At 72.6% G+C, this 22,345-nt stretch carries 20 protein-coding genes; 8 read left to right on the forward strand and 12 right to left on the reverse strand.

Going from position 1 to position 22,345, the window contains the following annotated elements; all coding sequences use genetic code 11:
* Positions 1–41: 41 nt before the first annotated feature.
* Positions 42–1,106, reverse strand: coding sequence for a glycosyltransferase (locus ACFZA0_RS11900; RefSeq protein ID WP_391014498.1), 1,065 nt, complete (start codon positions 1,104–1,106; stop codon positions 42–44).
* A gap of 128 nt (positions 1,107–1,234) precedes the next feature.
* Here ACFZA0_RS11900 and ACFZA0_RS11905 point away from each other — a divergent pair, with 128 nt between their 5' ends.
* A complete protein-coding gene (locus ACFZA0_RS11905) occupies positions 1,235–2,719 on the forward strand; it encodes an LCP family protein (RefSeq protein WP_391014500.1) in 1,485 nt (494 codons plus the stop codon).
* A gap of 29 nt (positions 2,720–2,748) precedes the next feature.
* Here the strand turns inward: ACFZA0_RS11905 and ACFZA0_RS11910 are convergent, their stop codons facing one another.
* Complete coding sequence (locus ACFZA0_RS11910) at positions 2,749–3,297, reverse strand: hotdog domain-containing protein (RefSeq protein WP_391014502.1); 549 nt, start codon at positions 3,295–3,297, stop codon at positions 2,749–2,751.
* 121 nt (positions 3,298–3,418) lie between these two features.
* Between ACFZA0_RS11910 and ACFZA0_RS11915 the strand changes: the two genes are divergently transcribed.
* The gene (locus ACFZA0_RS11915; RefSeq protein WP_391014504.1) at positions 3,419–4,729 is read left to right on the forward strand and encodes an LCP family protein; all 1,311 of its coding nucleotides are present in this window, start codon (positions 3,419–3,421) and stop codon (positions 4,727–4,729) included.
* A gap of 134 nt (positions 4,730–4,863) precedes the next feature.
* On the opposite strand, the gene ACFZA0_RS11920 is transcribed toward ACFZA0_RS11915, so the two are convergent.
* Positions 4,864–6,036 carry an acyl-CoA dehydrogenase family protein gene (locus tag ACFZA0_RS11920; RefSeq protein WP_391014506.1) on the reverse strand — a complete coding sequence of 391 codons (1,173 nt, stop codon included), beginning with the start codon at positions 6,034–6,036 and terminating at the stop codon, positions 4,864–4,866.
* Between the two features lie 206 nt (positions 6,037–6,242).
* Between ACFZA0_RS11920 and ACFZA0_RS11925 the strand changes: the two genes are divergently transcribed.
* Both ACFZA0_RS11925 and ACFZA0_RS11930 read left to right on the forward strand, forming a co-directional pair.
* Positions 6,243–7,586: a nucleotide sugar dehydrogenase gene (locus ACFZA0_RS11925; RefSeq protein WP_391014507.1), complete on the forward strand. Its 1,344-nt coding sequence runs from the start codon at positions 6,243–6,245 to the stop codon at positions 7,584–7,586.
* A gap of 826 nt (positions 7,587–8,412) precedes the next feature.
* A complete protein-coding gene (locus ACFZA0_RS11930; RefSeq protein ID WP_391014509.1) occupies positions 8,413–8,805 on the forward strand; it encodes a VOC family protein in 393 nt (130 codons plus the stop codon).
* A 30-nt stretch (positions 8,806–8,835) separates the two neighbouring features.
* On the opposite strand, the gene ACFZA0_RS11935 is transcribed toward ACFZA0_RS11930, so the two are convergent.
* The gene (locus tag ACFZA0_RS11935; RefSeq protein WP_391014510.1) at positions 8,836–9,198 is read right to left on the reverse strand and encodes a MerR family transcriptional regulator; all 363 of its coding nucleotides are present in this window, start codon (positions 9,196–9,198) and stop codon (positions 8,836–8,838) included.
* A gap of 84 nt (positions 9,199–9,282) precedes the next feature.
* On the opposite strand from ACFZA0_RS11935, the gene ACFZA0_RS11940 reads away from it, so the two are divergent.
* On the forward strand, positions 9,283–10,416 hold the full coding sequence (locus ACFZA0_RS11940) for an alkene reductase (protein ID WP_391014511.1): 1,134 nt from the start codon (positions 9,283–9,285) through the stop codon (positions 10,414–10,416).
* 135 nt (positions 10,417–10,551) lie between these two features.
* Here the strand turns inward: ACFZA0_RS11940 and ACFZA0_RS11945 are convergent, their stop codons facing one another.
* From ACFZA0_RS11945 to ACFZA0_RS11955, 3 genes are read right to left on the reverse strand one after another with little or no spacing between them, the layout of a single operon-like run.
* A complete protein-coding gene (locus ACFZA0_RS11945) occupies positions 10,552–11,739 on the reverse strand; it encodes a membrane dipeptidase (protein ID WP_391014513.1) in 1,188 nt (395 codons plus the stop codon).
* Between the two features lie 5 nt (positions 11,740–11,744).
* Entirely contained in the window at positions 11,745–12,275 is a 531-nt protein-coding gene (purE, locus tag ACFZA0_RS11950) for a 5-(carboxyamino)imidazole ribonucleotide mutase (RefSeq protein ID WP_391014514.1), read from the reverse strand.
* A complete protein-coding gene (locus ACFZA0_RS11955; protein WP_391014516.1) occupies positions 12,272–13,426 on the reverse strand; it encodes a 5-(carboxyamino)imidazole ribonucleotide synthase in 1,155 nt (384 codons plus the stop codon). Before ACFZA0_RS11955 ends, purE begins: the two co-directional genes overlap by 4 nt.
* 263 nt (positions 13,427–13,689) lie before the next feature.
* Between ACFZA0_RS11955 and ACFZA0_RS11960 the strand changes: the two genes are divergently transcribed.
* Positions 13,690–14,238, forward strand: coding sequence for a GtrA family protein (locus ACFZA0_RS11960; protein ID WP_391015336.1), 549 nt, complete (start codon positions 13,690–13,692; stop codon positions 14,236–14,238).
* Positions 14,239–14,260: 22 nt separating this feature from the next.
* On the opposite strand, the gene ACFZA0_RS11965 is transcribed toward ACFZA0_RS11960, so the two are convergent.
* Both ACFZA0_RS11965 and ACFZA0_RS11970 read right to left on the reverse strand, forming a co-directional pair.
* Entirely contained in the window at positions 14,261–15,544 is a 1,284-nt protein-coding gene (locus tag ACFZA0_RS11965) for an ATP-binding protein (RefSeq protein WP_391014518.1), read from the reverse strand.
* 121 nt (positions 15,545–15,665) lie between these two features.
* Positions 15,666–16,343, reverse strand: coding sequence for a response regulator (locus ACFZA0_RS11970; RefSeq protein WP_391014519.1), 678 nt, complete (start codon positions 16,341–16,343; stop codon positions 15,666–15,668).
* A 579-nt stretch (positions 16,344–16,922) separates the two neighbouring features.
* Between ACFZA0_RS11970 and ACFZA0_RS11975 the strand changes: the two genes are divergently transcribed.
* Positions 16,923–18,419 carry an oligopeptide:H+ symporter gene (locus ACFZA0_RS11975; RefSeq protein WP_391014521.1) on the forward strand — a complete coding sequence of 499 codons (1,497 nt, stop codon included), beginning with the start codon at positions 16,923–16,925 and terminating at the stop codon, positions 18,417–18,419.
* A 298-nt stretch (positions 18,420–18,717) separates the two neighbouring features.
* Here ACFZA0_RS11975 and ACFZA0_RS11980 read toward each other — a convergent pair whose 3' ends face one another.
* Entirely contained in the window at positions 18,718–19,251 is a 534-nt protein-coding gene (locus ACFZA0_RS11980; RefSeq protein ID WP_391014522.1) for an ATP-binding protein, read from the reverse strand.
* 235 nt (positions 19,252–19,486) lie between these two features.
* Positions 19,487–19,864, reverse strand: a complete 378-nt coding sequence (locus ACFZA0_RS11985; RefSeq protein ID WP_391014524.1) for an anti-sigma factor antagonist — start codon at positions 19,862–19,864, stop codon at positions 19,487–19,489.
* A gap of 239 nt (positions 19,865–20,103) precedes the next feature.
* On the opposite strand from ACFZA0_RS11985, the gene ACFZA0_RS11990 reads away from it, so the two are divergent.
* Entirely contained in the window at positions 20,104–21,030 is a 927-nt protein-coding gene (locus tag ACFZA0_RS11990) for a SigB/SigF/SigG family RNA polymerase sigma factor (protein WP_391014526.1), read from the forward strand.
* A 114-nt stretch (positions 21,031–21,144) separates the two neighbouring features.
* Here the strand turns inward: ACFZA0_RS11990 and hutI are convergent, their stop codons facing one another.
* Entirely contained in the window at positions 21,145–22,317 is a 1,173-nt protein-coding gene (gene hutI / locus ACFZA0_RS11995) for an imidazolonepropionase (RefSeq protein WP_391014528.1), read from the reverse strand.
* Positions 22,318–22,345: the final 28 nt, after the last annotated feature.

The following is a 22,345-nucleotide window of genomic DNA, read 5'->3' on the forward strand; positions in this document are numbered from 1 at the left end:
TGTTTGGACATTCCGGGACGGACTGACGGCCCGTCAGTTCTTCAGAGCGCCGCGGCGCCCGTGTTCGCGTCCGTGCCCGGGTCGCTCGACAGCACCGCCGGCCGGCGGGACGCGATGACGCGGCGGGCCAGGGACTTGGGGCTGGTCAGGAAGCCCCATCCCCAGCACATGTGCATGGTGGCGAGGGCGACCGGGACGCGCAGCCGGGCCTTCGGGCCCAGGCCCTTGCCGGCCGGCAGCGAGCCGAGCACGATCGCGGCGAGGTAGCCGGCGGGGACGACGAACGCCCACGGCGTCAGCGCGGCGCCCACCACGATTCCCGCGGCGATCGCGACGACCGCGGCCGGCGGGGCCAGGTAGCGCAGGTTGATCGAGCCGGCGTGGTAGCGGGCCACCACGTGACGCCAACGCCCGTAGTCCTTGTACTGCTTGGCCAGCGCGCGCACGCTCGGGCGCGGCCGGTAGGACACCCGCAGATCGGGCGAGAACCAGATCAGGCCGCCCGCCTCGCGGATGCGGAAGTTCAGCTCCCAGTCCTGGGCGCGGATGAACTCGACGTTGTAGCCGCCCTGTTGCTCCAGCGCCTCGCGCCGGAACACCCCGAGGTACACGGTGTCCGCCGGGCCGGCCTCGCCGCCGGTGTGGAACGAGGCGTTGCCCACGCCGATCTTCGACGTCATCGCGGCGGCGACCGCGCGCTCCCAGTCGTTCTCGCCCTCGGCGTGCATGATGCCGCCGACGTTCTGCGCGCCGGTCTCCGCGAGGAGCCGCACGGCGGTCGCGATGTAGTTCGGCGAGAGGATGCCGTGCCCGTCGACGCGGACGACGACCGGATGGCGCGAGGCCCCGATCGCCGCGTTCAGCGCGGCGGGTGTGCGGCCGGTGGGATTCGGCACGGTGTGGACGCGCGGGTCCTCCCGGACGAGCTCGGCGGCGATCTCGTCCGTACGGTCCGTGGACGGACCCAGGGCGATCACGACCTCCGTCTCGCCGGCGTACTCCTGCGCGAGGATCGCTTGGACGGCTCCGCGCAGATGCCGTTCCTCGTTGAGGACGGGCATGATCACAGAAACGGCGGGGAGCTGCACGTCGGGATTGGCGTTCATCGGTGCTCACGTTACCGCGAACGGGGGACACCGGTGCGCGGCGCGGGGTCGGCGTACCGGGCAGCAGATCGTATGGGCCTACCGTGCTCACGGTCCCCACGTACGGCCCTCGCGGAGGTGTCCTGCCCATGCCCACCCCACCGCCCCGGTCCTCCCCCTCGCGGCCCCCGCGCCGCCCCCGGCCGGCCGGCGCACGCCCGGCCGCGGCCCGCGCGCCCCGTCCGGCGGCACGGCCGAGGAGACCGCGCTGGGTGATGCGGGCGGCGACGACCCTGTCCGTGGCGGTGCTCGCCTCGGCCGGGATCGGGCACTCGGTCATGACCAGCCTCGACGCGAAGATCGCCCGGGTCGACCCGTTCAAGGACATGAAGAACCGGCCCCGCGCGGGCCACGGCATGAACGTCCTGCTCGTCGGGACCGACGGCCGCGACAAGATCACCCCGGCCGAGCGGCAGCGGTACCGGCTGGGCGGCGCCCCCTGCCACTGCACGGACACGATCATGATCGTGCACATCTCGCAGGACCGCGGCCGGGCGAGCGTGGTCAGCCTCCCGCGCGACTCGTACGCGGAGCTGCCCGCCCACGTCGACGAGAACACCGGCCGCCGGCACGAGCCGCACCCGGTGAAGATCAACGCGGCGTACGCGGAGGGCGGCCCGCAGCTCACGGTGCGTACCGTCGAGAACATGACCCACGTGAAGATCGACCACTACATGGAGGTCGACTTCACCAGCTTCATGCGCACCGTGGACGTGCTGGGCGGGGTGCGCATCTGCACGGCCGCGCCGATGAAGGACTCGTACACCGGGCTCGACCTGCCGGCCGGCTCCCACCGGCTCTCCGGCGGGCAGGCGCTCCAGTACGTACGGTCGCGGCACGTCGACGGGGCGTCCGACCTCGGGCGGATGAAGCGCCAGCAGCGGTTCCTGGCGGCGCTGATCGAGCGGGCCACCTCCTCCGGCGTGCTGCTGAACCCCCTGCGCTTTCGCGACGTGACGCGGGCCGTGCTCGGCTCGGTGCGCGCGGACAAGGGGTTCGGCACCGACGAACTGCTCGAACTGGGGCGGGCGATGCGGAACTTCTCGCCGTCCTCCTCGGAGTTCACCACCGTGCCGATCGGGCAGATGGGCTTCGCCGTCAAGGGCATCGGATCGACCCTGAAGTGGGACGCGGCCAAGTCGGCGAAGCTGTTCCAGAAGCTGCGCGACGACAGACCGCTCGCCGTGCGCCACGCGCGCTCCACCGCCGTGACCGTCGCGGTGCCGCCGGAGCAGATCCGGGTCCAGGTGGAGAACGGCACGCCCCTCTCCGGCCTCGGCACCCGGGTGGACGCCCAGCTCGCGGCCACCGGGTTCCTCACGTCGGCCCGGCCGCTCGCCGCGAGCGACCGGGCGGTGCGGCGCACGGTCGTCGCGTACGACCCGCGCTGGGACCGTTCCGCGCGGTCGCTCGCGGCGGCCCTGCCGGGCAGCGAACTGCGCGCGGTGCCCGGACAGGGGCCGGTCCTGAAGGTGATCGCCGGGACGGACTTCAAGAAGGTCCGCAAGGTGCGGGCGGAGGAGTCCGAGACCGGGGTGATGACGGGCGACGAGGCCGTCTGCGCCCGTACCTGAGCCGGACGGCCCGCGGGTCGTCGCCCCCGTCAGTCCAGGTGCCCCTCGGCCGCGCGGCGCTCGCGAAGTTCCATGATCGCGCGGCGCCGGGCGAGGCGGTGCGTGCGGCGGATCTGCGCCTCCTGGTTGCGGCGCTTGTCCTGCTCCGTCTCGGGCAGCACCGGCGGTACGACACGGGGCTTGCCGTCGGCGTCGACGGCGGCGAACACCAGGTACGCGGAGCCGACCTGGGTGGGCGGGGCCGACTCGTTCCAGCGTTCGGCCAGCACCCGCACGCCGACCTCCATCGAGGTCCGGCCGGTCCAGTTGACCTGTGCCTTCACATGGACGAGGTCGCCGACGCGGACCGGTTCGAGGAAGGCCATCTCGTCCATGGACGCGGTGACGGCGGGGCCGCCGGAGTGCCGGCCGGCGACGGCGCCGGCCGCGTCGTCGACGAGCTTCATGATCACGCCGCCGTGCACGGAGCCGAGGAGATTGGTGTCCGCGTTGGTCATGATGTGGCTGAGGGTGGTCCGGGAGGCCGAGACCGGCTTGCCCTCGGGCTCGGCATGGGCCTGATCGGCCTGATCTGTCATGACGTCCACCTTATGCGCCGCTGACACGCCGCCTCTTTTTGTGTCAGCTTCGCAACAGCACAGCCCCTATTTCACGGCGACCCTTGTACCGGGCACAGCCGGGCACTGCACACTGGGCCACATGAACGATTGGCCCGATGGATGGTCCGACGACGGCCGCGGCGGCCGGTACGGGCGCGGCAGCTCCAGTGCCGACCCCGAGGGTGCCCGCGTCATGCCGCAGGTGGGCCGCGGCCCCGGCGCGCGTCCGGGCCAGGCGCCGCCGCCGCAGTACGGCGGCGGTGTCCCGCAGCAGCCCTCGTACGTGGACGGCCAGGGCCACGGCGGCCAGGACCCGTACGGGGACGGCGCCGGGTACGACAGCGGCTACAACACGGGCCAGGTCTACGGCGGCGGCCACCAGGGCGGCGGCCCGCCCGGGTACGGCGACGGCACCGCGGCCCGGCCGCGGCCGAACTGGCGGCGGCGCGTCAAGTGGACCGTGATCACGCTGGTGACCGTGCTGGTCGTCACGTCCGTGGCCACGTACTTCTGGGCCGACTCCAAGCTGAACCGCGAGGTCGACCTGTCGAAGGTGATCGACCGCCCCGACGCGGGCGACGGCACCAACTACCTGATCGTCGGCTCCGACAGCCGGGCCGGGCTGACCGCCGCGCAGAAGAAGGCGCTGCACACCGGTTCCGCCGAGGGCAAGCGCACCGACTCGATGATGATCCTGCACGTCGGCGGCAACGGCGACTCGCTCATCTCGCTGCCGCGCGACTCCGACGTGGAGATCCCCTCGTACAAGGGCTCCACGTCCGGCAAGACCTACCCGGACACCGGCCGGCACACCAAGCTGAACGCCGCGTACGCGGAGGACGGCCCGACGCTGCTGGTGCGGACCGTCGAGTACAACACCGGTCTGCACATCGACCACTACGTGGAGATCGGCTTCAACGGCTTCGCGAGCATCGTGGACGCGGTCGGCGGCGTCACCATCGACATCGACAAGGGGTTCAAGGACTCGTACTCGGGCGCGAACTTCAAGGCGGGCAAGCAGACGCTGAACGGCGAGGAGGCCCTCGCCTTCGTCCGTACCCGGCACGCGTTCGCCGCGAGCGACCTGGAGCGCACGAAGAACCAGCAGAAGTTCCTCGCCGCGCTGGCCCACCAGGTGGCCACCCCGTCGACCGTCCTGAACCCGTTCAAGCTCTACCCGACGCTGGGCGCGGGCCTGGACAGCCTGATCGTCGACAAGGACATGGGCCTGTACGACCTGGCCAGGATGTTCTGGGCGATGAAGGGCGTCAACAGCGGCGACGGCGTCTCGATGAACATGCCGATCTCGGGCAACGCCGCCGACGGCAACCTCCAGTGGGACACCGCGAAGGTGAAGACCCTGGTGAACGAGCTGAACCACGACCAGAAGATCACGGTCTCGGGAAGCTGACCCCGGCGCCCCGCACCACCTCACGGCACGGCAGCACCGCAGCACCGCAACGAGGACGGCCCCCGGCGACACGTCGCCGGGGGCCGTCCTCGTAAGCGGGAGAGTGCCAGTACTCCCGCCCGGTCCTGCGGGGGCTACGGGAGGTTGCGGGCCATGACGATCCGCTGGACCTGGTTGGTGCCCTCGTAGATCTGCGTGATCTTCGCGTCGCGCATCATGCGCTCCACCGGGTAGTCGCGCGTGTAGCCGTAGCCGCCGAGGAGCTGGACGGCGTCGACGGTGACCTCCATGGCGACGTCGGAGGCGAAGCACTTGGCGGCGGCGCCCTGGAAGGTGAGGTCTCCCTCTCCGCCCCCGGCGGCGACGCGCTCGGACTTGGCCGCCGCCGCGTAGGTGAGCTGGCGGGCGGCCTCGATCTTCATCGCCATGTCGGCCAGCATGAACTGCACGCCCTGGAAGTCGCCGATCGGCTTACCGAACTGCTTGCGCTCCTGCACGTAGCCCTTCGCGTAGTCCAGGGCGCCCTGCGCGATGCCGAGGGCCTGGGCCGCGATGGTGATGCGGGTGTGGTCCAGGGTCTTCATCGCGGTGGCGAAGCCGGTGCCCTCGGCGCCGATCATCCGGTCGGCCGGGATGCGGACGTTGTCGAAGTAGACCTCGCGGGTCGGCGAGCCCTTGATGCCGAGCTTCTTCTCGGGGGCGCCGAAGGAGACGCCCTCGTCCGACTTCTCGACGACGAACGCCGAGATGCCCTTGGAGCGCTTGGTGGGGTCGGTGACGGCCATCACCGTGTAGTACTCGGAGACGCCCGCGTTGGTGATCCAGCGCTTCACGCCGTTGAGGACCCAGAAGTCGCCGTCGCGGACCGCCTTCGTCTTCATGCCGGCCGCGTCGGAGCCCGCGTCCGGCTCGGAGAGGCAGTACGAGAACATCGCGTCGCCCTTGGCCAGCGGGCCCAGGTACTTCTTCTTCAGCTCCTCGGAGCCGGAGAGGATGACGGGCAGCGAGCCCAGCTTGTTCACCGCCGGGATCAGGGACGACGACGCGCAGACCCGCGCCACCTCCTCGATCACGATGACCGTGGCGAGCGCGTCGGCACCGCTGCCGCCGTACGCCTCGGGGACGTGCACGGCCGCCAGGTCGTTCGCGACCAGCGCGTCGAGCGCCTCCTGCGGGAAGCGCGCCTCCTCGTCCACGGCGGCGGCGTGCGGCGCGATCTTCGCCTCGGCCAGCGCGCGGACCGCGTCACGGAGCATGTCGTGCTCCTCCGACGGGCGGTACAGGTCGAAATCAGCCGATCCGGCCAAGGTCTCTCACGCTCCAATGACACTGTGCTGCTGGCTGCTGCTGCTAACTACCGTTAAGTAACCTGAATTTTAGGGGTCCCGCGCGCACGGCGGATACGTGAGCTTGGCGACAGCGGGGAAATGCCCGCCGATTGCCGTGTCCACGCCCCCGATATGCTCGGCCCGCGCACCGCACGATGTACACCCCCGGCACGTCAGGAGCATCCATGGCCCTCAAGATCACCGTGATCGGCATCGGCTATCTCGGCGCCACGCACGCGGCGGCCATGGCCGAGCTCGGCTTCGAGGTGCTGGCCCTGGACGTCGTGCCCGAGAAGATCGAGATGAGCCGGCGCGGCGAGGCCCCGATGTACGAGCCGGGCCTGGAGGACCTGCTGCGCCGGCACGCCGAGGGCATCGAGGGCTCCACCGGGCGGCTGCGCTTCACCATGGACTGGGCCGAGGCGGCGGCACACGGCGACGTCCACTTCGTCTGCGTGAACACCCCGCAGAAGCACGGCGAGTACGCGTGCGACATGTCGTACGTCGACTCCGCGATCAGCTCCCTTGCCCCGCACCTGACCGGGCCCGCGCTCGTCGTCGGCAAGTCGACCGTGCCGGTCGGCTCCGCGGACCGCCTGGCCCGGCTCGTCGCCGAGCTCTCGCCCGCGGGCGACGCCGTCGAGCTGGCCTGGAACCCCGAGTTCCTGCGGGAGGGCTTCGCCGTCGACGACACGCTGCACCCCGACCGGATCGTGGTCGGCGTGCGCAGCGAGCGGGCGGAGCACCTGCTGCGCGAGGTGTACGCGACGCCGATCGCCGAGGGCACGCCCTTCGTGGCCACCGACTTCCCGACCGCCGAGCTGGTGAAGACCGCCGCGAACTCCTTCCTCGCCACCAAGATCTCGTTCATCAACGCGATGGCGGAGGTCTGCGAGGCGGCCGACGGCGACGTGGCGAAGCTGGCCGAGGCCATCGGCTACGACGACCGCATCGGCGCCAAGTTCCTGCGGGCCGGCATCGGCTTCGGCGGTGGCTGCCTGCCCAAGGACATCCGCGCGTTCATGGCCCGCGCGGGCGAGCTGGGCGCGGACCAGGCGCTGACGTTCCTGCGCGAGATCGACTCGATCAACATGCGCCAGCGCGGCCAGATGGTGGCGCTGACGCGCGAGGCGCTCGGCGGCGGCTCGTTCCTGGGCAAGCGGGTCGCCGTGCTCGGCGCCACCTTCAAGCCCGACTCGGACGACGTGCGCGACTCCCCCGCCCTCAACGTGGCCGGCCAGATACACCTCCAGGGCGGCCAGGTCACCGTGTACGACCCCAAGGGCATGGAGAACGCCCGCAGGGTCTTCCCGACGCTGGGCTACGCCCCGACCGCCCTGGACGCCGTGCGCGGCGCCGACGTCGTGCTGCACCTGACCGAGTGGCGCGAGTTCCGCGAGCTGGACCCGGCGGTGCTCGGCGAGGTCGCGACGACCCGGCTGGTCCTCGACGGACGCAACGCGCTCGACCCGGCGATCTGGCGCAAGGCGGGTTGGACGTACCGGGCGATGGGCCGCCCGACGGCCTGAGAAACACCCCCGGCTCGGGGACGGCCCGGCCTGAGACACACCCCCGGCCCGGGGACGGCCCGGGGCGCCTCCCGCCCCGGTCACGGCGACCGAGACGACGCAGGGGCCCGGCCGACGCGTCCACCGCCCGTCCCGGGCGGCACGGGTGCGGCACGGGCCGCCGTGCCGGCGGGGCCGCACGCGGGACCACGCCGACTCGTCCGTACGCGTGTGACCGCGCCCCGCCTGCGCCGCAGGCCCTGCGGCCTGAGACACACCCCCGGCTCGGGCCGCCGGGGGCACGGAGACGGTGGCGGACCCCGCCCGGCAGGGCGACCGCAGCGGCGGGGCCCGGGGCGTCTCCGCCCCGGTCACGGCGACCGAGACGGCGCAGGGGGCCCGGCCGACGCGTCCACCGCCCGTCCCGGGCGGCACGGGCCGCCGTGCCGGCGGGGCCGCACGCGGGACCGCGCCGACTCGTCCGTACGCGGGAGACCGCGCCCCGCCCGCGCCGCAGGCCCTGCGGGCCGAGCCGCGACCGCTCAAGGCGCCTCCGCCGCCGGGCCGGACGGCCAGCGCAACTGCCGGGCGACTCCAAGACAGGGCCCACCGCCCGACCAGCCCCGACGCGCGACCCCGCCTGGCGGTCCGGCGCGGCCCCGGTCGTAGCGGCGGGCCCGGGGCTGTGGCGGACGCCGGGCGTGGGTGTGACCCGGTGCGGCAACCGCGGGGTCGACGTGTTCGCCCCGGTGTCGCCGGGCATGAGTCGTGTCGTCGTACCCTGCCGCTGCGGATCTCCGTCCCGGCCCGGGGCGGCCGCCCGGTACCCACGCCCGAGAGGTTCTCCATGGCACCCGTCGCACGTCTGCGTTCCGTCGTCCTCGACTGTCCCGATCCGCGCGCCCTCGCGGACTTCTACGCCCAGGTCGGCGGCGGTACCCCCGAGCCCGAGGACGACGACTGGGTGGCGCTGCGGCTGGCCGGGGGCACCCGGCTGGCGTTCCAGCGGGCGGCCGGGTACCAGCCGCCGCAGTGGCCGAATGCCGACCACGACTCGCAGCAGCTCCACCTGGACTTCGACGCGGGGAGCACGTGGGCGGACATGGACGCGGCGCACGAGCGGGTGCTCGCGCTGGGCGCCGTCGTCCTCGACGCCGGCGACCCGGCGAAGCAGGACTTCCGGGTGTACGCCGACCCGGCGGGCCACCCGTTCTGCCTGTGCCGCATCGACGAGGGCTGACACCCGGCGCGGCGGCGCGCGGCGACGGGGCTACCCCTCGCCCCGCGCCGCCTCGATCACCTCGTCCAGCGTGTCCCGCGAGCGGAGCAGGTCGGCGATCGTCCGGTCGATGCGCTCGCGCTCGGCGGTGAGGTCCGAGACCAGCTTCGGGGTGGCGCGCCCGGACGGGCCGCCGTCCTCGTCCCGCATGCAGGGCAGCAACTGCGCGATCTTGCTGCTGCACAGGCCCGCCGCGTACAACTCCTGGATGCGGACGACCCGTTCGACGGCGGCGTCCGGGTAGTCGCGGTGGCCGCCCGGGGTGCGGTCGGCGGCCAGCAGGCCCTGGGTCTCGTAGTAGCGCAGCGACCGTTCGCTCACGCCGGTGCGCCGGGCCAGTTCGCCGATACGCATGGGTTGTCCGCCTCCCGTTCCTCAACCCCGTTGCCGCAACGGGGACTTGAACCTGACATCAGTGTCAACTTCTACCGTGCGTCCATGACGCAGACAACAGGTTCCGCGCGAGTGCGGACGCACCCCGTCCCCGCCGACGCCTTCGCGCCCGCCCGGCTCGGCCCCGTGGACCTCCCCAACCGGTTCCTGATGGCGCCGCTGACCCGCAACCGCGCCGCCGCCGACGGCACCCCCGGCGCGCTGATGGCGGAGTACTACGCCCAGCGCGCGGGCGCCGGCCTGATCATCGGCGAGGCGGCGACACCCAGCGCCGTCGGGCAGACCTACCCGGACATCGCCGCGATCCACCGGCCGGAGCACGTCGCCGGCTGGCGGGGCGTCACCGGGGCGGTGCGCGCGGCGGGCGGGCGGATGTTCCTCCAGCTCCAGCACGGCGGCCGGGTGGGGCATCCGGCGACCAGCGGTCTGACGCCGGTGGCGCCGTCCCCGGTCGCCCTGCCCGAGACGATCTTCACGCCCGGCGGGCACCGGCCGTCCGTCGTCCCGCGGGAGATGACGGCCGCCGACATCCGCACCACCGTCGAGGACTTCGCGCAGGCGGCCCGCAACGCGCGCGCCGCCGGGTTCGAGGGAGTGGAGGTGCACGCGGCGAACGGGCACCTGCTGCACCAGTTCCTGGCCGCCAACACCAACCTCCGTACCGACGGCTGGGGCGGTCCGCCCGCCGCGCGCGTGCGGTTCGCGGCGGAGGTCACCGAGGCGGTGGCCGCGGCGATCGGCCCGGAGCGCACGGGGCTGCGGATCTCCCCCGGTTCGACCGTCAACGGGGCCGACGAGCAGGGGCAGACGCGGGAGATCTACGAGGCGCTCACCGCGCGCCTGGCGGGACTGGGGCTCGCCTACCTGCACATCGTGCGCGCGGAGCCGGAGACGGAACTGTTCCGGCGGCTGCGGGCGGCCTGGCCGGGCACGCTGGTCGCCAATCCGCTGCTCGGGGAGATCACCACGGCGGCCGTCGGCGACGCCACCGCGCGCGTCCTGGCGGCGGGCGCCGACCTGGTGGCCCTCGGGCGGCCGTTCCTCGCCAACCCCGACCTGGTCCCCCGGCTGCGCGCGGGGGCACCGCTGAACCCGATGCGGGAGCGCTACTTCATGTACGTGGGCGGGGCCGACGGCTACACCGACTATCCGGCCCTGGACGGCACGGCCGCGGCGTGAACGACCCGGGGGCACGCGCGTGCGGGGGCGCCGCGGGGGAGCGCCCGGGTACGCGCGTACCGGGCGCCGGGCCCCCGCCCGGGACCGGACCGGCGGCTCCGGGCCGCCGGCCGTCCTCGCCGTCCTCGGCGGTCCTCAGCCGTCCAGCGACGCGAGCGTCGCGTTCGACGGGCCCCGGCTCGCCTTCACGTCGCGGGCCACGTCCTCCGCCGCGCCCAGCACGCGTACCGCGTTCTGCCAGGTCAGCTTGGCGAGGTCGGTGCGGGACCAGCCGCGGTCGAGCAGTTCCGCGATCAGGTTCGGGTAGCCGGAGACGTCGCGCAGGCCCTCGGGGGTGAAGGCCGTGCCGTCGTAGTCGCCGCCGATGCCGAGGTGGTCGACGCCCGCGACCTCGCGCATGTGGTCGAGGTGGTCGGCGACCGTGGAGACGGTGGCGACGGGGCGCGGGTTGTTCTCCTCGAAGGCGCGGTGCACCTGCATCGCCTCGGCGGTGGTGTCGAGGTGGTGGAAGCCCCGCGTGCGCATGTTGTCGTCGGCGGCGGCCGTCCAGTCCACGGCTGCCTGGAGGACGAACTTCGGCACGAACGTCACCATCGCCATGCCGCCGTTGACGGGCAGCCGCTCCAGGACGTCGTCCGGGATGTTGCGGGGGTGGTCGCAGACCGCGCGCGCGGACGAGTGCGAGAAGATCACCGGCGCGACGGAGGTGTCGAGCGCGTCCCGCATGGTCGTCGCCGCCACGTGCGAGAGGTCGACGAGCATGCCCTCGCGGTTCATCTCGCGCACGACCTCGCGGCCGAACGCGGAGAGACCGCCGACGGACGGCTCGTCCGTGGCGGAGTCGGCCCACGCGACGTTGTCGTTGTGGGTGAGCGTCATGTAGCGCACGCCCAGCGCGTACAGCGCGCGCAGGGTGGCCAGCGAGTCGGCGATGGAGTGGCCGCCCTCGGCGCCCATCAGGGAGGCGATGCGGCCCTCGGCGCGGGCGGCCTCCATGTCGGCGGCGGTCAGCGCGGCCCGCAGGTCCTTGGGGTAGCGGGCGAGCAACTGCCGTACGCAGTCGATCTGTTCGAGGGTGGCCGGGACCGCGTCGGGCAGGTCCGAGCGCACGTACACCGACCAGTACTGCGCGCCGACGCCGCCCTCGCGCAGCCGCGGCAGGTCGGTGTGCAGGTGCGCGTGCTGGTCGGCGGCGATGTCGCGGGCGTCGAGGTCGTAGCGGACCTGTTCGCGCAGTGCCCACGGCAGGTCGTTGTGGCCGTCGACGACGGGGAACTCGCGCAGCAGTTCACGGGCCCGGTCGAGCGATGCGGGCGATGTCATGGCGGTCACTTCCCGAAGCCGAAGCCGGAGCCGGAGCCCGACGCCACCTTGGACCGCAGCCGGCGGCCCTTCTCGGTGGCCTGGTCGTTCAGCTCCTGCTGGAACGCGGTCATCCTCTCCTGGAGTTCCGCGTCGTGCGCGGCGAGGATGCGGACCGCGAGCAGCCCGGCGTTGCGGGCGCCGGCGACGGAGACCGTGGCGACGGGCACACCGGCCGGCATCTGCACGATCGACAGCAGGGAGTCCATGCCGTCCAGGTACTTCAGCGGCACGGGCACGCCGATCACCGGCAGCGGCGTGACAGAGGCGAGCATGCCGGGCAGGTGGGCGGCGCCCCCGGCCCCGGCGACGATCGCCTTCAGACCGCGCCCGGCGGCCTCCTCGCCGTACGCGATCATCTCGTGGGGCATGCGGTGCGCGGAGACGACGTCGACCTCGAAGGCGACACCGAACTCGTCGAGGGCCTTCGCGGCGCCCTCCATGACGGGCCAGTCGGAGTCGGAGCCCATCACGATGCCAACTGCGGGTGCGGTCATTCCGTGATCGTCCCTCGGAGGTAGCCGGCGGCGTGACGGGCGCGCTCCAGCACGTCGTCGAGGTCGTCGCCGTAGGTGTTGACGTGGCCGACCTTGCGGCCGGGCTTCACGTCCTTGCCGTACATGTGGATCTTCAGCTTCGGGTCGCGCGCCATGCAGTGCAGGTACGCGGAGTACATGTCCGGGAAGTCGCCGCCGAGGACGTTGGCCATGACCGTCCAGCGGGCGCGGGGGCGCGGGTCGCCGAGCGGCAGGTCCAGGACGGCCCGCACGTGGTTGGCGAACTGCGAGGTGATCGCGCCGTCCTGGGTCCAGTGGCCGGAGTTGTGCGGACGCATCGCCAGTTCGTTGACGAGGATGCGGCCGTCGCGGGTCTCGAACAGCTCGACCGCGAGGTGTCCGACGACGCCGAGCTCACCGGCGATGCTCAGGGCCAGCCGCTCGGCGGCCAGCGCGAGGTCCTCGTCGAGGCCGGGCGCGGGGGCGATCACGGTGTCGCAGACGCCGTCGACCTGCTGGGACTCCACCACCGGGTAGGCGACGGCCTGCCCGTGCGGGGAGCGCACGACGTTCGCCGCCAGCTCGCGCACGAAGTCGACCTTCTCCTCCGCGAGGACGGGCACGCCCGCGCGGAACGGCTCGGCCGCCTCGGCCTCGGAGCGCACGACCCACACGCCCTTGCCGTCGTAGCCGCCGCGCACCGTCTTGAGGACGACGGGGAAGCCGTCACCGCCGTCCACCGCGCCCTCGGCCGCGAACGCGGCGACGTCCGCCGGGTCCGCCACCAGCCGGTGCCGCGGGCAGGGGACGCCGATCGCGGTGAGCCTGGCCCGCATGACGCCCTTGTCCTGGGCGTGCACGAGCGCGTCGGGTCCGGGGCGCACGGGGATGCCGTCCGCCTCCAGGACCCGCAGGTGCTCGGTGGGGACCTGCTCGTGATCGAAGGTGATCACGTCGCAGCCCTTCGCGAAGGCGCGCAGGGTGTCGAGGTCGCGGTAGTCGCCGACGACGACGTCGCCCACCACCTGCGCCGCGGAGTCCTGCGGAGTGTCACTGAGGAGCTTGAACCTGATGCCGAGCGGGATGCCTGCCTCGTGGGTCATACGAGCGAGCTGGCCACCGCCGACCATGCCGACTACCGGGAACGTCACGCCACCAGGGTATCCGGCGCGCCACGGTGGCCCGATCCGGTGCCTCGGCGGACCGCCGCGGCGGTACCGGAACCGGTCGCGGCACCCGCTCCGGCGACCGTTTCGATGCCTCTTGCCGTTCTTTTCCCCGCCTCTTACCGATGCGCCGCGCACTGGTCGCGCCGACCGGGGGCAGGAGCGGAAGAGGGGTGGTTAGCATGGCTGGGTCGACCGCGCACGGCGTCGGCGAGGACCGCATCCGACAGACGGGGGCCCGCACCACCATGGGAGATGGTTCCGCAGGGCTCCGTCCGTCCCCGCCGCCCGCGGGCGGCCCGGTACGGCGGCGCCTGGACCGGCTGGTCCGCGAGGTCGTCAAGTTCGGCGCGGTGGGCGGGGCGGGGCTGCTGGTCAACCTCGTCGTGTTCAACCTGGTACGGCACGCGACGGGCCTCCAGGTGGTCCGCGCGAGCGTCGTGGCGACGGTCGTGGCGATCGTCTTCAACTACGTCGGCTTCCGCTACTTCGCCTACCGCGACGCCGACAAGGGCGGTCGCACCCGCGAACTGACCCTGTTCCTGCTGTTCAGCCTCGTCGGCCTGGTGATCGAGAACGGCTTCCTGTACGCGGCCACGTACTGGTTCGGCTGGGACAGCCCGCTGCAGAGCAACGTGTTCAAGTTCCTCGGGATCGGCATCGCGACCCTGTTCCGCTTCTGGTCGTACCGCACCTGGGTGTTCCGGGCGCTTCCCGCGCGGGAGGCGGTGACCGGCGCCGCGCCGTTCCTGGAGGCGGAGCCGGCGCACCCGCGCCCCGCGTCCCGGGTGGGCTGACCCCCCGGGCCCGTCCGGCCGTTCAGCGGACCGTGCGGCCCTCGTCCTCGTCGTCCACGGGCGGCCGCTTCACGGGCGGCGTGCGGGACAGGAACAGGCCGAAGACCGGCGGATGGACCTGGAGCATCTCCAGGCGTCCCCCGTCGGCCTCCGCGAGGTCGCGGGCGACGGCGAGGCCGATGCCGGTGGAGTTGCGGCCGCTGATCGCCCGCTCGAAGATCCGCGCCCCCAGCTCGGCGGGCACCCCGGGCCCCTCGTCCGTGACCTCGACGACGGACTGGTTGCCGGTGGTGCGGGTGCGCAGCGCGACCGTGCCGCCGCCGTGCATCAGGGAGTTCTCGATCAGCGCGGCCAGCACCTGCGCGACGGCGCCCGGCGTGCCGACCGCCTGGAGGTGCCGCTTGCCGGAGCTGACGATCGCGCGGCCCGAACTGCGGTACGCGGGGCGCCACTCGGCGAGCTGCTGCTGGATGACCTCGTCGAGGTCGAAGGTGACGGCCGAACCGGTGCGCGGGTCGCGGGAGTTGGTCAGCAGCCGCTCGACGACGTCGGTGAGCCGTTCCACCTGCGTCAGGGCGATCGTCGCCTCGTCCTTCACCGTGTCCGGATCGTCGGTGAGGGTGATCTCCTCGAGTCGCATGGACAGCGCGGTGAGCGGGGTGCGCAGCTGGTGCGAGGCGTCGGCGGCGAGCCGGCGCTCGGCGGTGAGCATGCGGGCGATGCGTTCGGCGGAGGCGTCCAGCACGTCGGCGACCCGGTCCAGCTCGGGCACCCCGTAGCGCTTGTGCCGGGGCCGCGGGTCGCCCGAGCCGAGGCGCTCGGCGGTCTCCGCGAGGTCGGTCAGCGGGGAGGACAGCCGGTTGGCCTGGCGGATCGCGAGGGCGACGGCGGCGATCACGGCGAGCAGCGCGACCGCCCCGATGATCAGCAGGGTGCGGCCGACCTCGCGGGTGACGGAGGAGCGGGGTTCCTCGACGGTGACCGTCTCGCCCCGCTCACCGGTGGCGGTGGAGCGGATGACCTCGCCGTCGGGCGGTGTGCCGACGCCCACGGCGGGCCGGCCCGGGACGCGGATCACGGCGTACCGCTCGTCGGTGACCTGGGCCCGCAGCGCCTCGGCGTCGACGGTCTCGTCGCCGAGCAGTCTGCTGTCGACGATGCTGGCGAGCCGCAGCGCCTCGGAGTCGACGCGTTCCTGGGCGCTGTTGCTGATGGTCCGGGTCTCGACGATGACCAGGGAGACGCCGAAGACGGCGATCACGACGAGCACCACGGCGAGCGTGGACTGGATCAGTCGGCGGCGCATGTCCTCTTACCCACAGGAGCGCCCGCGGCTCGCACGGGCACTCGGCCAGGAACCCCGCGGGGCTCAGCTCTCCCGTACGGGAGGGGGCGGACCCGTGCGGACCCGCCCCTCCCCGCCGGGCTCAGCTCTTCTCGAAGCGGAAGCCCACGCCGCGCACGGTCGCGATGTAGCGGGGGTTGGCCGCGTCGTCGCCGAGCTTCTTGCGCAGCCAGGAGATGTGCATGTCCAGGGTCTTGGTCGACGACCACCACGTGGTGTCCCAGACCTCGCGCATGAGCTGGTCGCGGGTGACGACCCGGCCGGCGTCGCGCACGAGGACCCGCAGCAGGTCGAACTCCTTGGCGGTGAGCTGGAGTTCCTCGTCGCCCATCCAGGCGCGGTGCGACTCGACGTCGATGCGGACGCCGTGCGTGGCCGGCTGCTGCTGGGGCTCGGTGGCGCCGCGCCGCAGCAGGGCCCGTACGCGCGCGAGGAGTTCGGCGAGACGGAAGGGCTTGGTGACGTAGTCGTCGGCGCCCGCGTCGAGGCCGACCACGGTGTCCACCTCGTCGGCCCGCGCGGTCAGGATGAGGATGGGGATGGTGTGCCCGTCGGCACGCAGCCGCCGGGCGACCTCCAGGCCGTCCATGCCGGGCAGACCCAGGTCCAGTACGACCAGGTCGACACCGCCCTGCATTCCGGCGTCGAGCGCGGTGGGTCCGTCCTCACGCACCTCGACCTCGTAGCCTTCCCGGCGCAGTGCGCGGGCCAGCGGCTCCGAGATGGACGCGTCGTCCTCGGCGAGCAGTACACGGGTCATGGGGTGATGGTAGTCCGCCCCGGACGGGCCCCGAGGTGTGATCACCGTCGGCAGTTCTTACCTTGCGGCGCGTGTCCGCCCCGCGGGCGGAGTGCGCGCGCACCGGCCGCCCCGCGCCCGGCCCGGGGCCCCCGCCGCGGCCGGGAATTCGCGATCGCGACCACTTTGGTACGGACCAGGGGGTGCGGGATGTCATCCTGGTGAGCACCTTCGACGGGCCCCCGGCGGTTCCCTCCGCACCTGTGAACCATGTCTCAAGTCCTTCCATATCGGGGCGTCTCGTGTCGTAAGGTGTGGGAACGCCTGTAGCACCCAAGGACCCTTGGCGGCAGTCGACGCCGAGGGCCTCTTCGTGTGCGGGAGCCGGTCCCCATAACCGGCTCCGCAATGCAACGACCTGTGGCCGGGCCCCGCGCGCATCGAAGCGCCGCGGGGCGTGGATCCCGGCGGTCGCCGTCCTCGCCCCGTCCCCCCGGGGCGCACTCCCCTGGCGTGGGGTGGACTGCCCCGCCGGTGCCGGCTCCCCCCACCGGGCGCGCACCCGTCTGCGCGGCGCGTCCCGACCAGCAAGGAACGACCATGGCGACCAGCCTGACGAAGGAAGCGGTCACCCCGGGCTCCCCGGGCACCGGCAAGACCTTCTTCGGCCACCCCCGCGGCCTGGCCACCCTCTTCATGACCGAGATGTGGGAGCGCTTCTCCTACTACGGCATGAGGGCGCTGCTTCCCCTGTACCTGGTGGCGCCGGAGGGCCTGCACCTCAACGCGGCCACCGCGACGGCGATCTACTCGGTCTACCTGTCGCTCGTGTACCTGCTCGCCATGCCGGGCGGCTGGTTCGCCGACCGCGTGCTCGGCCCCCGCAAGACGGTGGCCGTGGCCTCCGGCATCATCATGCTCGGCCACCTGACGCTGGCACTGCCGAGCTCCGGCACGTTCTACGCGGGCCTCGGCCTGGTCGCGATAGGTTCCGGCCTGCTGAAGGCCAACATCTCGACGATGGTCGGCCACCTCTACGACGGCCCGGACGACCCGCGCCGCGACGGCGGCTTCACGCTGTTCTACGTCGGCATCAACCTGGGCGCGTTCATAGCGCCCCTGGTGATCGGCACGGTCGGCGAGAACGTCAACTGGCACCTGGGCTTCATGCTCGCCGCCGCCGGCATGGCGATCGGCCTGGTCCAGTTCCTGTTCGGCACGCGGCACCTGAGCCCGCGCTCGAACGACGTGCCCATGCCGCTGTCCTCGCGGGAGAAGTCGGCCACGCTGCGCAAGTCCGCGATGTGGGCCCTGGTCGCGCTGGTCTTCTACGCGATCGTCGGCTTCTCGGGCACCTACACGCTCAACTGGTTGCTGGTCCCGATCACCCTGCTCGGCCTGATCATCCCGGTCATGGTCATCGTGCGCATAAAGCGCGACAGGGAGCTGGACCGCGAGGACCAGTCGAAGATGAGCGCCTACATCTGGTTCTTCGTGGCCGCGGCCGTCTTCTGGATGATCTACGACCAGGGCGGCTCGACCATGTCGATCTTCGCCGAGGAGTCGGCGAAGAACACCGTCTTCGGCTGGGACTTCCCGGTCTCCTGGTACCAGTCGGTCAACCCCGTCATGATCATGGCGCTCGCCCCGGTGTTCGCCTGGCTGTGGCTGGCGCTCGCCCGGCGCGGCAAGGAGCCGAGCACGGCCGTGAAGTTCGCGATGGGCCTGGTGCTCGTGGGCGCCTCGTTCTTCCTGTTCCTCGCCCCCCTGGCGATCGCCGGCGGCGGTCACAAGGCGGCGGCGATGTGGCTGGTCGCGATCTACTTCGTGCAGACCGTGGGTGAGCTGACGCTCTCGCCGGTCGGCCTGTCGGTCACCACCAAGATGGCGCCCGCGAAGTACGCCTCGCAGATGATGGGCATCTGGTTCCTGGCCGTCACCGCGGGCGACGCGACCACCGGTTTGCTGTCGCTGGCGGGCGTCGACCTGAACACCAGGGGCATCGTCACGCTGGAGGCGGTCCTCGCCGTCATCGCCGGCGTCGCGGTGTGGATGTACCGCAAGAAGGTCAAGGTCCTCATGGGCGACGTGCGCTGACGCACCGCGCCGGCACCCGGCGACAGCAACGGCCGGAGGGCCACCACCCGTACGACGGGCGGTGGCCCTCCGGCCGTTCCCCGTGGCCGACGGCCACGCGGCGGGACGGCCGGCGACCGGTGCGGACGCGCCTGTACGGGCGCGTGAGGGAGCGCGGGAGGCCGAGACCGGGTGACGTGCGCGAAGGCTCCGGAAGGACGGGAGACGCGGCCACGGGGCCGCCCCCGGGCACGCGAAAGGTCCGGGCGTGGAACGGCCCGGACCTTCAGGCGTCGTACGGGAGGCGGGGTGCCGTCGGCTACGCCGGTGCGCCCAGTTCCGCCCAGACGGTCTTGCCCGCGACGCCGGGGGTGCGGACGACCCCCCAGTCGAGGCACAGCCGCTGCACGATGAACATGCCGTGGCCGCCGGGGCGCCCGGCGCGGTGCGGGGTGCGCGGGGCGGGCTGGCCGGCGCCCCGGTCGGCGACCTCGACGCGGATCACCTTGTTGTCGCAGGAGATCAGCAGCTCGTCGGGGCCCTCGGCGTGCAGGCACGCGTTGGTGACGAGTTCGGAGACGACGAGCAGGACGTCCTCGGCGGCGGCGCGGCGGTCGGCGGTCTCGGCGGGCAGCCAGCCCCAGGCGTACAGGGCCTGCCGGCTGAAGTCGCGCGCCAGCGGCACGACGCCGCTCTCGCCCTCGAAGCTCAGTCTGCGTACCTGACGGCCGGTGGAGGAAGCGGCCGTACCCGCCTCGGACGGGCCGGCCGCGGGCTCGGATGCCTCGGACGCACCTGCGCCGCTCGGCTCCGGGCCACGGTCGCCCGGCGAGTAAGGCCGGGTGGTGCTCATCAGCGCTTCACCTCACCGATTCGCCGTTTCACAGTCAAAAGTCACTACAGGGGTACTGGGGCGGCGGGCCGCCCGGGTCGTCGGGGCCGCCGCGGCGGACGACTCGCACAGCTTGTCTCCTGCCCGAGCGAACCGGGGGAACACCCTCTGGTTCGGCACGAATGGCGGGACTCCCGGAAAACGCCGGTCGGGGACCGTCGCGCGGGGTGCACGCACCGCCCGCGCGGGCGAGGGGTCAGCCGTTCTCGTCGGCAAGGGCGTCCTCAAGGGTCTCGTGGACGGTGAAGACCGCCTCGGCCCCGGTGATCTCGAAGACCCGGGCCACCACGGGCAGCATGCCCGCCAGGTGGACCGCGCCTCCGGCGGCCTCCGCCTTCAGGCGCGCGCCGAGAAGGACGTTGAGCCCCGTGGAGTCGCAGAACTCCAGCCGGGAGCAGTCCACGACAAGGCGCTTGCGCCCCTTGGCGAGGCATTCGTCGAGCGGCTCTCGCAACAGGTCGGCGGTGTGGTGATCCAGCTCACCCGCCGGTGTGACGACGGCGGTGGAACCCTCTTGCCGTACCTCCACCAGAAGCCGGCCCGACTGTGCGCTGCCGACTGTCCCGCGGTCCATGCCGACTCTCTCTCCCGACGTCGTGGCTGCTGACTGACGCCCTCGAACCCTACGCCTTCCCTCCACGCTTCAACACCCGAACAACCGTACAGAAACGGACATTTGGGCACAGAAGGAACTTGCGGTGGGCTCAGGAAAGCAGGTAGGGCTAGTAAGGACACGTACTCGACACGGCCGGCTTTGGAGGCGCCGCACACCGCAGTGCACGAATTGGCTTCGGCAGCCATATGCCGAGAACGATGGAGGACATCATGTCACCCCGGCTCGACGCATCGCATACCCAGAGGGCGACGTCGACACCCCCTCCGGAACATCTGGATCCCATCGCACAGCACGACGTACGTCCCGAACAGGACGACGTCCTCGCCGGACTTCCGGACATTCCGCCGTACGACGAGGTGGGCGCGGTCGACGCGCGTGCCCTCTCCAAGACCCTCTTCGAGCGTCTCGAGTCGCTGGCCGAAGGCACCTACGAGTACTCGTACGTGCGCAACACGCTCGTCGAACTGAACCTGGCGCTGGTCAAGTTCGCCGCCTCCCGGTTCCGCTCCCGCAGCGAGCCGATGGAGGACATCATCCAGGTCGGCACCATCGGCCTGATCAAGGCGATCGACCGCTTCGAGCTCAGCCGCGGCGTCGAGTTCCCCACTTTCGCGATGCCCACCATCATCGGTGAGATCAAGCGCTTCTTCCGCGACACCTCCTGGTCCGTGCGCGTGCCGCGCCGCCTCCAGGAACTCCGGCTCGAACTGGCCAAGGCCGGCGACGAGCTGGCCCAGCAGCTCGACCGCGCCCCCACGGTGGCCGAGCTGGCCGCACGCCTCGGCATCACGAACGAGGAGGTCGTCGAGGGCATGGCGGCCTCGAACGCGTACACCGCGTCGTCGCTGGACGCCCAGCCCGAGGAGGACGACTCCGAGGGCGCGCTCGCCGACCGCATCGGCTACGAGGACCACGGGCTCGAAGGCATCGAGTACGTCGAGTCGCTGAAGCCGCTGATCGCGGGGCTCCCGTCCCGCGAGCGCACCATCCTGTCGCTGCGCTTCGTCGCCAACATGACACAGTCGGAGATAGGCGAGGAGCTCGGCATCTCGCAGATGCACGTGTCGCGGCTGCTGTCCCGGACGCTGGTGCGGCTGCGCAGGGGCCTGACCGTGGTGGAGTGACGGACGCCGCCCGGTCCCGACGGCCCGGACGGACGCCCCGGCACGAGGCGCGCGAAGGCGCCCGGCTGCCGGGGCATTTCCGTGTCCGGGCCCGCCGCGGGGCGCCCCCGCGCGTCAGACCACGCGCGTGCCGCGCCGCCACACGCCCGCGACCAGCGGCACGCCCGGCCGGTAGGCCAGGTGGACGTGGCTCGGCGCGTCCAGCAGCGTCAGGTCCGCGAGGGCGCCCGGAGCCAGCCGTCCCACGTCCTCGCGCCGCAGCGCCGCCGCCCCGCCCGCGGTGGCCGCCCACACCGCCTCGTCGGGCGTCATCCCCATGTCCCGCACCGCGAGGGCGACGCAGAACGGCATCGACGAGGTGTAGGACGAGCCCGGGTTGCAGTCGGTGGACAGGGCGACCGTCGCGCCCGCGTCCAGCAGCCGCCGCGCGTCGGGCCACCGCGCCCGGGTCGAGAACTCCGCGCCGGGCAACAGGGTCGCCACCGTACGGCTGTTGGCGAGGGCGTCGACGTCCTCGTCCGTGAGGTGGGTGCAGTGGTCGGCACTCGCCGCGTCCAGTTCCACGGCCAGCCGCACACCCGGGCCGTACGTCAACTGGTTGGCGTGCACGCGCAGTTGGAGCCCCCTGGCGCGGCCGGCGGTGAGCACGGCGCGTGCCTGGTCGCCGTCGAAGGCGCCCTTCTCGCAGAACACGTCGATCCAACGGGCGTACGGGGCACAGGAGTCGAGCATCTCGCCGGTGACGAGGGCGACGTAGCCGGCCGGGTCGTCGGCGAACTCCGGGGCGACGACGTGCGCGCCGAGATAGGTCACCTCGTCGGTGTGGGCCGCCGCGACGCGCAGGGCGCGGGTCTCGTCCGCGACGGTCAGGCCGTAGCCGGACTTCGTCTCCATGGTGGTGGTGCCCTGGCGCAGCGCCTCCGCGAGGTGCCGGGCCACGTTCGCGGACAGTTCCTCGTCGGTCGCGGCGCGGGTGGCGGCGACCGTGGTGCGGATGCCGCCGGCGCTGTAGGCGCGGCCCGACATCCGGGCGTTGAACTCCTCGGTGCGGTCGCCCGCGAAGACCAGGTGGGAGTGCGAGTCGACGAAACCGGGGAGCACGGTCCGGCCGCCCGCGTCGACCCGGTGGTCGGCGGCGGGCGCCTCGCCCGACGCGCCGGTCCACACGACGCGTTCGCCGTCCACGACGACGGCCGCGTCCCGGACCAGTCCGAGGGGTGAACCGTCGCCGAGGGAGGGGTCGTTGGTGACGAGTGTGGCGATGTTCGTGATGACGGTGCTGCTCATGGCGTCCTCGTGGGCAGGGATGGCGGCG

The sequence above is a fragment of the Streptomyces sp. NPDC008150 genome, assembly GCF_042956945.1.
GTDB lineage: Bacteria > Actinomycetota > Actinomycetes > Streptomycetales > Streptomycetaceae > Streptomyces.